This is a genomic window from Shewanella electrodiphila, from assembly GCF_023283985.1.
GTDB classification, from domain to species: domain Bacteria; phylum Pseudomonadota; class Gammaproteobacteria; order Enterobacterales; family Shewanellaceae; genus Shewanella; species Shewanella electrodiphila.
Genome location: NZ_JAKIKU010000006.1, coordinates 78,263 through 92,546 on the forward strand (window position 1 = coordinate 78,263; position 14,284 = coordinate 92,546).

12 protein-coding genes are annotated in these 14,284 nt (G+C 40.3%); 4 read left to right on the top strand and 8 right to left on the bottom strand.

Going from position 1 to position 14,284, the window contains the following annotated elements; translation table 11 throughout:
- From L2737_RS12310 to L2737_RS12325, 4 genes are all read right to left on the bottom strand, one after another.
- Nucleotides 1–261, bottom strand: coding sequence for a chaperone NapD (locus L2737_RS12310; RefSeq protein ID WP_102528769.1), 261 nt, complete (start codon nt 259–261; stop codon nt 1–3).
- A gap of 39 nt (nt 262–300) precedes the next feature.
- Nucleotides 301–459, bottom strand: coding sequence for a periplasmic nitrate reductase, NapE protein (locus tag L2737_RS12315; RefSeq protein WP_102528770.1), 159 nt, complete (start codon nt 457–459; stop codon nt 301–303).
- A gap of 536 nt (nt 460–995) precedes the next feature.
- Nucleotides 996–1,925, bottom strand: a complete 930-nt coding sequence (locus L2737_RS12320) for a class I SAM-dependent methyltransferase (RefSeq protein ID WP_248955904.1) — start codon at nt 1,923–1,925, stop codon at nt 996–998.
- Nucleotides 1,926–1,978: 53 nt separating this feature from the next.
- Nucleotides 1,979–3,160 (bottom strand): AI-2E family transporter, encoded by a 1,182-nt coding sequence (locus L2737_RS12325; RefSeq protein ID WP_248955905.1) that lies wholly within the window; start codon nt 3,158–3,160, stop codon nt 1,979–1,981.
- Nucleotides 3,161–3,675: 515 nt separating this feature from the next.
- Here L2737_RS12325 and L2737_RS12330 point away from each other — a divergent pair.
- The gene (locus tag L2737_RS12330) at nt 3,676–4,575 is read left to right on the top strand and encodes a TIGR01777 family oxidoreductase (protein ID WP_248955906.1); all 900 of its coding nucleotides are present in this window, start codon (nt 3,676–3,678) and stop codon (nt 4,573–4,575) included.
- A gap of 175 nt (nt 4,576–4,750) precedes the next feature.
- On the opposite strand, the gene L2737_RS12335 is transcribed toward L2737_RS12330, so the two are convergent.
- The 4 genes from L2737_RS12335 to L2737_RS12350 all read right to left on the bottom strand — a co-directional run bounded on the left by L2737_RS12335 (nt 4,751) and on the right by L2737_RS12350 (nt 9,394).
- Nucleotides 4,751–5,629, bottom strand: coding sequence for a LysR family transcriptional regulator (locus tag L2737_RS12335; protein ID WP_102528774.1), 879 nt, complete (start codon nt 5,627–5,629; stop codon nt 4,751–4,753).
- Between the two features lie 222 nt (nt 5,630–5,851).
- Nucleotides 5,852–6,145 carry an antibiotic biosynthesis monooxygenase family protein gene (locus L2737_RS12340; protein WP_102528775.1) on the bottom strand — a complete coding sequence of 98 codons (294 nt, stop codon included), beginning with the start codon at nt 6,143–6,145 and terminating at the stop codon, nt 5,852–5,854.
- Nucleotides 6,146–6,179: 34 nt separating this feature from the next.
- Nucleotides 6,180–8,663, bottom strand: coding sequence for an ABC transporter permease (locus L2737_RS12345; RefSeq protein WP_248955907.1), 2,484 nt, complete (start codon nt 8,661–8,663; stop codon nt 6,180–6,182).
- On the bottom strand, nt 8,663–9,394 hold the full coding sequence (locus tag L2737_RS12350; protein WP_248955908.1) for an ABC transporter ATP-binding protein: 732 nt from the start codon (nt 9,392–9,394) through the stop codon (nt 8,663–8,665). The genes L2737_RS12345 and L2737_RS12350 overlap by 1 nt, the downstream gene beginning before the upstream one ends.
- Before the next feature lie 67 nt (nt 9,395–9,461).
- Here L2737_RS12350 and L2737_RS12355 point away from each other — a divergent pair, with 67 nt between their 5' ends.
- From L2737_RS12355 to L2737_RS12365, 3 genes are all read left to right on the top strand, one after another.
- Nucleotides 9,462–10,025 carry an arylesterase gene (locus L2737_RS12355; RefSeq protein ID WP_198589586.1) on the top strand — a complete coding sequence of 188 codons (564 nt, stop codon included), beginning with the start codon at nt 9,462–9,464 and terminating at the stop codon, nt 10,023–10,025.
- A 191-nt stretch (nt 10,026–10,216) separates the two neighbouring features.
- Nucleotides 10,217–11,284 (top strand): DUF3083 family protein, encoded by a 1,068-nt coding sequence (locus L2737_RS12360; protein WP_102528779.1) that lies wholly within the window; start codon nt 10,217–10,219, stop codon nt 11,282–11,284.
- A 265-nt stretch (nt 11,285–11,549) separates the two neighbouring features.
- On the top strand, nt 11,550–14,198 hold the full coding sequence (locus L2737_RS12365) for a parallel beta-helix domain-containing protein (protein ID WP_248955909.1): 2,649 nt from the start codon (nt 11,550–11,552) through the stop codon (nt 14,196–14,198).
- Nucleotides 14,199–14,284: the final 86 nt, after the last annotated feature.

The following is a 14,284-nucleotide window of genomic DNA, read 5'->3' on the forward strand; positions in this document are numbered from 1 at the left end:
TCATTCTTCACCCTCTTCTAGCTCTTCGCTTTGGTGATAAACCATAGTGGCTGTTAACACACCAGGGATAGCATTTATGGTAGAGATGTCATCCATTAAAGAACGCTGAGTCGGTCCTTCAATCACCACTACAATCTTCATTTCGTTGTTTACTGATAGTTCAGCATTTTCCATCGCCATAATCTTTTCACGCACATCACCCATTTGATCAGGATGGACTTGGACGATTAGGCTGGTTACATGAATTTCTTTTTTGCTCATCAAGAATACTTCTCTTTTATTTTTGTTATTAATTAATGGCTAACCAGCACCCGGTGGGCCTGAAAGGATTTGACTGAACCATATGGTAAAACCGAGTGCACTGACTAATAGTGCCGATAAGATTGGCGCTAAAAAAACCGTCAAGAAGATAAAAATCTTAAATTCCAGGCTTTTTTCGCTTTGCGGATCTGTACTCATGGAGCCTCCAGTAGAGGTTTAGAATAAAAGTGATGTAACTTAGTTGTTACATACTAAGATTTGCGAGAATTTTATCTTTAATCAAAGACTAAACTATATACTCACAAATTGGTAAAACGTATCTTTGTTGATCTAGATCATAAAAACAGATTAAACACTTGCAATACAAAGGTATCTTTTTGACTTATTCAACTAGAACTGATGGAAGGGAAAAGCATTAGCATACTTACAACAATCACAAAGGTTTGTTCAAATCAGAATATAATACTTAAGTATATATAGTCGCTTCCAGAGAAGTTATCAACTTGTTAAGTTATAATTTGCTAATATAGGAGAGTAAAAAGAGTTATTTTGAGTGTTTAAAGCTTCAGCGATTTCCATTTACGCAGCTTGGACTCGCTTACTTTGGTTCAATTGCTTTAGTTCAATTGCTTTGGTTCAAGATAAAACGACAAGTAAACGCATTTTCATAAAAAAGCACAACTGAATATATATTCAATTGTGCTGTTAAATTTCCAGTTTATTGATAATTATAATTACGGATTAACACTATATCGAAGTACTTTTAGCGACTTCTGCTCATCGATATCAGCAAAGACTGGTGGATTTTCAATACGCTCAACAAATGTCAAACTTGGCGCGGTTTCAGCAACCTGTTGCATCAAAAAATCGCAACCTAATTCAGGCGCATTCAAACACAGCAGCACTTCACCATCTTCTGCAAGTAACTCAGGTAGTCTACGTAAAAGTCTTACATAGTCTTTAGTTGCCACAAAACTGCCTTTTTGATTACTCGGTGGATCGGCAACAATTAAATCATAAGGGCCTAATTTAGTTAGCTTGCCCCATGACCTAAAAATATCATGACCTAAAAATCTAGCCCCTGATTCAAATCCGTTAAGCAAATGATTTTGTTTGCCAATGCTCAGTGCGCCTTTACTCATATCCATGTTAACAACTTCGGTAGCGCCGCCTTGTAAACCAACCACTGAGAATGCGCAAGTATATGCAAAAAGGTTTAATACTTTTTTATCTTTTGCATGCTCCTTAACCCAGCGACGACCATTCGCCATATCAAGAAAAATACCGTGGTTTTGACCACGCAACAGATGCACTAAAAAATCTGCGCCATTTTCTGAGACAATGTGCTTTTCAGGCACTTCACCTGCCACAATTTCAGTAACCGTTTTACCTGCATTACGGTATTGAAATACCAAGTTAAAGTTCAATTCACTATGATGTTGTTGCCAAACAGCTGCAACGGCATCAGTCAACATTAAGCGCTCACCTTCAGACAGCTCTTTAAAGCTGGTTAATAACAGTACAGGCTTAAACCAATCCAAACATAGGTGCTCTAAACCTGTAAAACGACCGCCTCGGCCATGGAAAATGCGGCTAAGTTCATCAGTTAATTGTACTTGGGCAAGTGCTTGGCCAAGTGGAAATTCATCACTATCAAAATTCATTTTTTACTTTCACAATATTCAATTATTTAATTAATTTATCGACGTTTTGCTGTTTAAGATTTTTCTGCCGTCTTAACAGCTTCTGCTTGTTGCAATTCGGATGAGTCAGAGTTTAAATCTATGCCATCAGCTAAGTCGTTTTTATCAGTCTGGCTTTCACTTGCTACATAATCATTTGCTACATAATCACTTGCCACTGTATCAGTAGACACTTCATCAGAAAGTAAAATAGCAAACCATTTACCGTCTTCACTGGACTCAAGTGCAATTTTGACAACCATGGTTAACGGTACAGATAGCAGCATACCAACAGAGCCTAGTAACCAGCCCCAAAAGATCAACGACAGAAATACCACTAATGTCGATAAACCTAGGCCTCTCCCCATGAATCTCGGTTCGACAGCGTTGCCCATAACCGTATTAGTCCCAAGATATAAAAGTGCAGTTACCCCTGCAGCACCTGGACCCATTTGAATAAACGCTAATAATACCGCCGGAATAGCCGCAATGATTGAGCCGATATTCGGAATATAGTTGAATAAGAAAGCCACTACAGCCCACAACAAAGCGTAATCAACACCAATAATAGATAAGCCAATGCCAATGATAATACCCGTAGCGATACTCACTAACGTTTTTATCACCATGTATTGATTTACAGAATGTAAAAATTTATCGATTTGCTTTAGACGCATATCTGGATCATCTAAAGCAAAATGCAGCTTCTTCGGTAAAGACTGAGCTTCAAATAACATAAAGATAATAGTCAGTATGATTAAGAATAAGTTGGCCATCACATTGCCAACACCAGACAACATATTAGTTGTCATGCTCAACGCCATACCAGGGTCAAAATATTCAAGAACTTTGTCTTTCGAAATATTGATATTCATTGAATTGAGTTTTTCTAACACCCAAGAAAACTGCTCAATTAATTGTTGACGATAGAATGGCATTTGTTGAGAGAACTCGTTTATCGAACTCCCTACCAAACTCGCAAGCCATAGCCCCATCATGACAATAAACATCATCAATAAAATAACAGAAAGCCATTTAGGTACACGATAGCGTGTCATGAATTGAATAGCTGGATTACAGATTACGGCTAAAAATGCAGATAATACAAACGGCACGACAATGGGGCTTGCTGTTTTAATTCCCGCTAAAATCACCACTAAACACGCCATGATAGCGAAACCACGAAACGCCATCGATGAAGAATTGCCGCCACTCATATTTAAACCCTTTGGTAATATTGGAATATCACATAGAAGTGCGCATGTATTTATAAGCTCGATTTAGAAGCATGATAGAAAACACAAGACACTTAATGTTGTTTTAAAATGGATTAAAAGACGTTTGCATTAATCCTGATGATTAAATCTACTATTAAACTAGCACAATAATAATAACTTACGCATTATACTCATAATCATTAGTCTATGAATGACTATATTACGGCTATTTTATTAAATGTGCTTCACAAAGAATAATCACATTACAGCGACTCTTCTGTCGTGAGTTTAACTTAGATTAACTGAACCAATACTAAATACGAACCCAATGAGGTAGAAATGCGTTTAGTAAACCTTATTATCCTTAGAGGTTTATAAGCAGAGGTTTATAAGATTTGCATGACAGCTGATCTACTGATGCTTTTATATCGTATCAAACTGTGTAAAAGAGTGGGTTTTATTGATTTTTAGCAACTGAGCTGTAGTTTCAACTGACAATTTAAAGTGGTGAGAATATGAAAATATTAATAACAGGTGCAACTGGGTTTGTCGGTAAACAGCTAGTCGCATTATTAAGTCAACAATCGCATCAGCTCACCATTGTGACTCGAAATATCACCCAAGCAACACAGACTTTAGGTGCTGAACATCAGTATTTAGATGACCTCAATCAACTAAAAAACTTAAATGATTTTGATAGCGTGATAAATCTTGCTGGCGAGCCTATTGTAGGTAAAAGATGGAATAACCAACAAAAACAGCAAATTTGCGACAGTCGCTGGAATATCACCGCATTGCTAACTCAGTTAATAAAACAAAGTGACACGCCACCAGCAAGCTTTATTAGTGCATCTGCGATTGGTTTTTACGGACGACAAGGTAATACCCCTGTAGATGAAGATAGCCAAGCTCACGATGAATTTAGCCATCAAGTTTGCAGTGAATGGGAGCACCTTGCCTTAAAAGCACAATCTGAGAAAACGCGAGTTTGTGTGCTCAGAATTGGGATTGTGCTGGGTAAAAATGGCGGCGCATTAGCTAAGATGTTACCGCCATTTAAGTTGGGTTTGGGCGGTCCTATTGGCAAAGGGGTACATGGTGTTAGTTGGATACACATTGACGATTTAACTCAATTAATTTTGCATTTGCTGACAACAGAACAAGCCCATGGTGTATTTAATGCAACGGCGCCTAATCCAGTAAACCATAAGCAATTCGCCGAATCCATTGGCTCAAGCTTGAACCGTCCTGCCTGCATTCCGACTCCTGTCATTGCACTAAGACTTGCTATGGGTGAAATGGCTGATTTAATTGTAGAAGGTCAATTTGTACTGCCTAAAAGAACATTGGCATCAGGTTTTAACTTTAAATACCCAGATATCTCACCCGCACTAGATTCGATACTTAAAGCTTAAGGTCGATAAACGCTTTAAAGAGTTCACTATAACGCTAAGGCAATCAATGGTTATTAAACCCATTGATTGCGCTTTCCATTACCATACTAATCCAATAACTTTTCGTTTGCCGCTTCGGATATCAGAAGCTATACCAAACCATATCAGTATATCAATGTAGAAATATATCAATAACTCACTTGTTCACTAACGCTGTCGTGGTTTCAATAAACCAATCATAACGTTTAGGTAATGGACGAAATTTTTTGCGGATCATAAACAGTGGCTCTTTAACTTGATGAGTTAACTTGGCTACAAAAATACATTCTGGTTGACTAAAACTGTTTACCGCAAACTCTGGTAATACGGTAAATCCAAGCCCTTTTGCAACCGGGAGTAATATTTGATTTAACTGATTGACATAGCTTGCAATTGGAATGCTACCAGCTTGCTCAGTTTTAAAATTACTGTTGATCAATAATTGCAGGTAATGCTTGGCATCAGGGTGAGAAATCAGCCCCAGTGAGGTAAGTTGTTCAAATGAAATTTCCTTGTCTTTATAAGCTGCCGGCACAATTAAACAAAAGTTATCATCACCTATTGGCGTCACTTCCAACTCAGGGTTAGAGACAAACTGAGTCACAATACCAATGTCGATATCGTTATTAAATACTTGCTCAATCACTCTTTTATTCGGCCCAGCTTCTATTGACACTGATAACTCAGGATGCAATATCTGGTAATCGATAAAGTGTGGATACAGCCACAAAGCAAGAGAGCCTGAACAACCAAAGCGACATTCCCCTATAAAAGGTGAATCCTGTTGAATATCACTGAGGAACTGCTCTTGTTGTTTTAACGCTTGCTCGCCATATTGCTGTAGTTGCATGCCAGCATCTGTAAGCTCAAACCTTTTACCAAAGCGCTGAATAAGTTGCACATTGAGCTGCTGTTCTAACTTCTGAACATGTTGACTAACACCGGGTTGGGTCATAAACAATTGTTCTGCTGTTTGAGTAAAATGCCCGACTTCAGCAAGTTTAAGGAAGGTCGTTAGCCATTTTTGATTGATCATAAAATCCACTGAGTCGCATCTGACAATCCCGCTACTATAGCAATAAACCCATATAACAATAAATTATTATAAATTTCATTCTTGATAAATATAGATACGAAAATGCCGTTAAGCTGACTTAACGGCATTTAATTAACGGATGAATATGATGAGTTCAACAAGCTAAATTAATCATCCAAGCTTTACTCATTCACCAAAGAAAATTTATTAACTGAAACTAATTTATTCACCGAAGCTGTATTTTCTTTTTACCTCGACAACCTCAACGGTATAGGACGCATACCATTTATCTTGGCCTAGTTTCTGCGCAACGCTATGCTTTGAATCCTGATGCCAGCGTTTGATGTCATCTTCTGACTGCCAGTAAGAAATTGCAATTTCTTGCTCCCCTTCTGACACGGCAATAAAATCAATACAGCCATATTGCTCAAATGCTAAATCACGCATAATCGCAACAGTATCAAGATAATGTTGATTTTGCTCGCCCACTTTAGCCTTAAAGATAACCGCAAACATATCCAAATCCTTTAGATGTTAATGGGTTTTAATACTAACCCGCTTTGAGCAATTCACTGCATGACTGATTCAGTAATTGACGACAGCGCCACATGCCTAAAAAGGCCACCACAGCGGCACCAGCTAATGGCGCAATCCCCCACCACGGCCAATGCATATATACCACTAATTCAAACACTTGAGTTTTCAGCATATACAATGCAAATTCAGCCACGATTACCGCTAGGATACCCGCTATTGCACCTAATAAAGCAAACTCTAGCCCAGTCGCTGAGCGAAGCAGCCAACCAGATGCACCAAAGGTTCTAAGCACTGCGAGTTCGCGCTGCCTGGTTGCCATTCCAGCTTCTGTTTGTGCTATCAATACTAATGCACTTGCTAGCAGTACTAGCGCCAGCACCAGTGACAAGGATAGTGAAACTTGCTCAATAATTTGTCTTAATTGCCCAACCATAGCACCAACATCAATCACAGATATTGTTGGGAATTGTTGGATGAGTTGTAGCACCACACCATTGGCAGTCAAATCACTCCCCGCTTGCTTTAAATCTTGATCATTTAAATGGAAGCTGGCCATCGAAGTATACGAAAATGGCTCCAAAGCTTTAGGCTTAAAAATCATGAAAAAGTTAGGTTGCAGGGTTTCCCACTGCACTTGTCTAAAGCTTGTTACCTTAACGCTTACACTTTGATTATCGATATTAAACGTCATCGTATCGTTGAGTGATAACCCTAAACGCTCAGCCACTTCAGCTTCAACCGAGACTTCATCATCCGCCTGATTAAAAGTCCCTTGGGTAATTTCATTATTCGGCGGCAGTGTTTCTCTGTACGTAAGGTTTAGCTCTCTTGAGATCCCAACTCGACCTTCTGCGCCATCTTTCTCTTCTCGACGAGAAATCAATTCTTCATCATTAATGTGAGTTAATCGGCCTCGGATCACGGGATAAATATCAGTTGCGATAATCTTGTTACTATCAAGAAAATCATCCAATGGTTTGGTATCTTCAGGGGCAATATTGACCAAGAAATAATTTGGCGCATCTTCAGGTAGTTGCTTTTGCCACTCATTCAATAAGTCTTGTCTAAGTGCAAGAATCGTCAATAACAACACTAAGGCACTACTAAAACCAACCAGTTGCACCGCATTTTGTCTCGCTCGGCGACGAAGTCCTGCCAAGGCTAGCTGAAATGGATTGGTGGTTTTCATGCCCACGCTATGACCTAAACGGATCATGGCAAAGCCTAAAATACTCAGTAATACACCCAGTAATAACACAGCCAGTACAACGGTCATGGTTAACGCGATACTGCGTGAATACAAATAGCCTAACAACGCCATTGCGCCAAGGCTTAACAATAAGTGTAACCACATGCCGAACTGCAGCCCTTCAAGCTGTCGCTGCAATACTCGTAAAGGTGGAATAGCCAGCAAACGCATTAAAGGATACGCTGAGAACATAAAGGCGCTGATTAAACCTGTGCTGACACCTAAGAGTAATGGTCTTGAATAAGGCGGTGAATAGGCTGCTATTTCAGCAGGTAAAAATTGATTGATACCAATATCCAGTAGCAAGCCACCGATTAGACCTAAAACAATACCCAATACTGTGACTAGCATTAAGTGAATGCCAAACAAGGTGCGGATTTGTTTTGAAGATGCGCCAAAGGTTTTGAGCATTGCAACAACATCATAATGTCGTTGGCAATAACGCTGCGCAGCAATACCTATCGCAGCACACGCTAATGCAATACCTAGTAAACTGGCTAATAATAAAAATCGTTCTGCACGTTTCACCGCTGAGGCAATTGGTGAATCACCTGACTGCACATCAGTCCAACGCTGACTGTTATTTAATAGCGGCTTAGCTTGAGTTTCAAATTCAGTTAACGCAGCGGCTTCACCTGCGAATTGATAGACGTAACTTACCCGGCTACCTGGTTGAATAATTCCAGTCGCATCGACATCATCTAAACGCATTAATAACACTGGCGATGAAGCAAACGGGTTAAAGCCAGCATCAGGTAATCGACTAATCTCAGCAGATAAATTTAATTCAGTATTACCTAACTCCAAGGTGGTTGGGTAACCTAATAACCCACCTAGTCTGTTTTCATACCATGCTTCACCTGTTAGTGGTAATGCTTGTGTAATGCCAGATGATAATTCGATTTCACCACGCAGTGGATAGCCATCACCCACGGCTTTTATTGTCACTAATTGAAAATTATCACCCGAATAAACCATCGAGTTAAATTTCATATTGGTCACATGCTTAATATCAAGTGACTCTGCGAGTATCAGTACTTGCTCATCTAGCGGCGCAGGGGAATCAATGATTCTATCTGCCGCAATAAAATTGGCCGCCTCACCGTTAATTGCCACTTGTAAGCGCTCGCTCACTCTCGCAAGCCCACTGACCGATAACACAGCTAAAGTGATAGCAAGTACAATCAGTAATAACTGACCTTGCATCAATTCGCGCTTAAATAAACGCCACGCTAATTGTAATTCCATTAACACGCCTCCTCTGAGACGTTTTGCTCTTCACTGACAGCGGGCTCAGATAAATGGCCGTTCTCCATCACTAACTGTCTTTTGCAGCGTTTGGCTAGCTCTAAGTCATGGGTGACTAGCACTAGTGTGGTGTCACTTTCCTGATTGAGCGCAAACAACATATCAGCAATTTTATCGCCGTTGGCACTGTCAAGGTTACCAGTCGGCTCATCAGCAAATAGCACTTTAGGCTCGCAAATAAAGGCACGTGCAATAGCAACACGTTGCTGCTCACCACCAGATAATTGCTTAGGTAAATGGGTTAAGCGGTGCGATAACCCCACACGTTCTAACATGTTCTCTGCTTTCTCTCGCGCATTCACGACACCTGCAAGTTCAGCTGGTAACATTACATTTTCCAGCGCGGTTAAGGTATCAACTAACATGAAAGACTGAAAAATAAAGCTGACTTTTTGTTTTCTCAGCGCCGCTTTTTGTTCTTCATTAAGCCCAGACAGGGCTTGACCATCCAGTAATATCTCACCAGAGGTTGGTGTATCGAGCGCAGCTAACAAACCCAGTAACGTTGACTTGCCAGAACCTGACGGGCCAAGAATAGCAATACTGTCACCCTGCTTGACATCCATATTAATGCCATTGAGGATAGTAAGCTCTCCCTCTTGGGTCACTACAGTTTTATTGAGGTTAGTAACATTAATGGCACTTGAATTATTTGCAAAATTAGTCGACATACGATCCTTCTTATATTTACCGGCTAAACGCCTGCTTACTGCGGCATTTTTGTTTGTAGCATCTACAATGTTTGTTTCCACTTCTAGCTATGCTGCCACGATTTTGATCTTAGGTGATAGTCTAAGTGCAGGTTATGGCATGTCAGAAGAGCAAGGTTGGGTACAATTGTTACGTGATAAGCACCCTGAACATGACATTATCAATGGCTCAGTCAGCGGTGAAACTACCGCAGGTGGTTTGCGTAGACTCCCGAATTTACTGGCTTCAACCCAATTTGACCTAGTCGTAGTTGAGCTGGGTGGCAATGATGGTCTTCGTGGTTTTCCGCCTAACAAACTGAAATCAAATCTTACAAAAATCATTAGCTTGTCTCAAGACAGTGGCGCTGATGTATTACTGACTGAAATTATGGTGCCACCTAATTACGGTCCAAGATACACTAAAATGTTCAACGATGTTTACCATCAACTTGCTGATGACTTTGACATTGCATTAGTGCCTTTCTTTATGTTGGACATTGCACCAAACCCTGACTTAATGCAACGAGATGGTATTCATCCAAATGTCGAGGCTCAACCACAAATTACGCAATGGATGGCGCCGTGGATCATAGATGCGTTAAAAAAGTAATCAAGGTTAAAATATTTCACTAGAAATGAGCAAAAAAGCGCAAATAGTAATTTTATTTTAAGGTTTTAAGATTAAACTAAACAAAATGGATTTGTTTAAAACGTTTCAATAATACCAATGATATGAAGAACAAGACTGAATTGTTCTTTTCGAGTTTTAATTGGTACACCCTATGGCTAAAAGGAAAAATTATGTCCGTCAGTCGTCAAAAGAAAGTGTATTTACCGACAGCTACACGTAAAAACCAGTACATCACAGTTGGATTTACGTTAACCGATGATTTATTAGGGTCATACAGTGACTTAGATAATTGCTATCAAGAGTTTAGTAAGCTGGTTTTCCAAGTTGCAGATAAACTAGAACTCTACAATGTTCATGTTATCGCGACTGATAAGCTACCGATGGTACGTTTCCATAGTGAAGCTTATTGTTTATCTACAGAAGAACAACTGCGCTTTTTCTACAACCCTGCTCATCATGAAGCCAATCGTTTACACACGCTTCCAGGGTATCGAGCGAAGAAGTTAAAAGTCGTTTTTCTGGCTACTGGTAATGAACTGCGTAGTAATTCAGCAGAGTTTCATGCCAAGGTTCAAAATTTCTTAGCTGAAATAAAGCCGTTACTCCCCAATAAAGAAGTACCGACAAAAATTCGCGATCATCAGCATATTTCTTATGACTTTTTCGCAAAAGCAAAAGGACTTAAAGAAACCTATGGTTACAAGTTACGTGCCGTAGATAGTCGCTATAAGCGCCGTGAATGTAACTTACCTGAATCGGTCAGTGCACTTAACTATGTCACTGTTAGCTTACCGATGGGCCGTCGTATTAAGAAGCAATTAGCTGCTGAAAATGCTACCTCATTTGGAGAGAAGTATCAGCGGGTTGCAGATCACTTTATTAAAGCCACCAGTGACAACAAATTACACCGAGTTGCAATGGTTGCGAATGGAAAAGTGCCGTTAGTCCGTAACAGTAAATATGAGCAATTAAACAGTACTGCTGAATTTCAGATGGTAGGGTTTGACCCAAGCGACGCAGCTCCAGCACCTATTTGCCACTGGGACGATACTAAATTAGCTGAAGCCATTCGCTTTGTGATTGTTGCAGCCAAAGACGATCGATATGATGAAGGCTATGGCCGCTTTATGAATCAAGTTCAGGATGCTGTGCGTCAATTCACCAGCCAATTTGATATTGATAAAGAACATATTGATGTCATTGTTCGCTTTCACCAGCACTTAAGTTACAAAGCCTAAACCAGTACTTTAATATACTAATTTTACGAAGTTTCTACCGCACAATAAGTTAGTACTCAATCAACGACAGCTTAGGCTGTCGTTTTTTTTCTCTGAAAAATATCTCCCTTATAACCAAAAACGCATGTTAAGAAAATGTGGCCAGATCTCACATTGATTAACAATTAACAAACAAGGCATGTTGGAGTCATACGAAATAAATCGTATCCACTCCACTGGCGGAACTTTAGGAGTAGGAAATAAATAATAAAAAGCAGGAGATGCTATGTTCAACAAGAAGATGCCATGGCTGGTGCCTACCATTGTAGCAACAGCTGTCACTATGAGTTTATCAGGTTGTGGTTCAGATGATGATGACACCACAGTTACCGAAACCCCACCAGTCGTTCAACCACCCGCAGAAACCGGCCCAACCTTTCCTGAAGGTGCGATAATGGTCGAAGCTGGCGATAACCTTACTATCAGTATTCAAGAAGCCCTAATTAACGCACAAAGTAATGATGTTATTGTGCTGCCTAAAGGTAACTTCAAAATCGAATCCACTTTATTGTTTGATGGTGATGTCGACGGCGATGGTAGCTTTGCTAAAAATATTACCATCATGGGGTATGGCCAAGATGATACCGTACTCGATTTCTCTGAAGCTAACTCTGGTGATGGCATATTCGTGCAAAATGCGATTAATATTATTATTCAGGATTTATCGGTTAACGAAGCAAAAAATAATGGTATTAAGCTAAAAAACACCAATGGCATCATCTTAAGACGCCTTGCGACAGTGTGGGAAGGCGAACTTGATGAAGGTAATGGCGCTTATGGCCTATACCCTGTGGAATGTGAGAACATCCTGATTGAAGATACCTATGTTCGCGGTAGCGCCGATGCGGGTATTTATGTAGGCCAATCTGAGTACATAGTGGTTCGACGTAATATCGCTAAAGAAAACGTCGCGGGCATTGAGATCGAAAACTCAAAATATGCCGATGTATATGATAACGAAGCTGTGGGTAACACAGGTGGTATTTTAGTCTTCGATTTACCGATTAATAATCACCGCTATGGCTCCAGTGTGCGTATCTTTAATAACAAGGTTTATGACAATAATACCCTGAACTTTGCCAATGCATCGTCAAATCCTGCTGGGGTTCATATTGTACCACCTGGGACTGGGGTGATTGTTTTATCGACTGATGATGTAGAGATTTTTAATAACGAAATTACTAACCACGACACTGTTGGCTTAACCATTTCAAGTTTCTTTATTGCCGAGCCAGACATCAGTACATTTGTGGGTAATTACGGTCAACCAGGTCAAGCGATTGCAGATGGTTGGCGCCCTACTCCGCGTAATATTTCGATTCACGATAACGTCATCTCAGGATATGGCCAAAAGCCTAAAGGTTATTTAATCGAAGACATCATTAAAGCCTATGTATTAACCCATGGCTCACTCCCCGGGATTTTATATGATGGCTTAGGGGAAATGTTGTCTAATAATGGCACAGCGGCATATCTAGGTTTACAAGAATTGCCGTTTAATCCTGATGGCAGTGACAATATTTGTGCGCAAAATAATGGTGATGTCAGTATTGGTCAATTATATGCCAACAATAATACCGATATGAATATTGCTGATGTGCTGTATGAAAAAACACAAGCTGAATTAATGAATTGTGCTCAAGTCAGTTTGCCTGTCCATACCGTCACCTTTGGCGATGAAATCTTTGGCTGTGGCGTCGACGACGATACCGCAGGTTGTGATGGTGGCACCTTAGTCGGTGGCGGAGGCTCTATCGGTGAAGGCGAAGGTGGCCTTGAAGGAGATGGCGACTTAAGTTTATGTGAAGCATCAGGAAGTAATGTCAGTTGGGATGCACTATTAAAAGCTAACTGCCCAAATTTGTCTGACTATAATCTATTTACCGACATGGCAAACCCTACCGATGCACCAAATTCTGGTGGATTACCTTACGATCTCAATACACCATTATTTACCGATCATGCCAGCAAATATCGTTTTGTTTATTTACCCGATGGAACGAAAGCCGACTACAGTGAGAATGAGTCATTCGACTTCCCTGTTGGCACTGTGATCAGTAAAACCTTCGCACTTCCAGAAAACACTAATGCACGCGGCTTCGCTAATGAAGATTTAATCGAAACACGGTTATTAATCCATCGCGAAACTGGCTGGAGTGCGCTTCCTTATGTGTGGAAAGCAGACAAGTCAGATGCTGTGTTAGCTAAAGCTGGCGCGATTCAAGGTAAGCAAGTCACCCATAAAGGTGAAATGCTCAGCTTTGATTATGTGGTACCAAACATGAACCAATGTAAACAATGCCACCAGTTTAAAGCTGATGAGGACAGTAATGCGGTATTCATGCCTATCGGACCTAAAGCACGTCATTTAAATCGTGATTATGCTTATATTGATGGCAGCATGAACCAGTTAACCAAATGGCAATCTGCAGGCATATTACAAGGACTTCCGAGCCTAGCAGATGTTGATATGGTACCTGAGTATCAAGATGGCGATGAAGACAGTATTAGTTCAATGTCAGATACTGAACTAATGGATGCTGCAAAAGGCTATTTAGATATTAACTGCGCTCATTGTCATCGCCCTGAAGGCAACGCGTCTAACACAGGCTTAAAGCTTGAGTATTGGCGTAGCTATGCTGAAGATGCAGGTTTTTCACACGGAACATGTAAGTCACCAGTCGCTTATGGTGGTGGTAGCTTAGGCTTTGATGTTGTACCAGGTAACCCTGAAGAGTCTATTTTACACTTTAGAATGGAAACTAATGATCCTGGAGATAGAATGCCAGAGATTGGCCGAAGTCTGTCTCACGATGAAGGTGTTGCCTTGATCAGTGAATGGATTAAGCGATTACCAGCGGCGTCTTGTTCATAGAATGCCACTTTAGAGGATGAACCTAGGTTCATCCTCTTTCATTTCACTAACCAATCATAACGACCAATCATGACCACCAATCATAA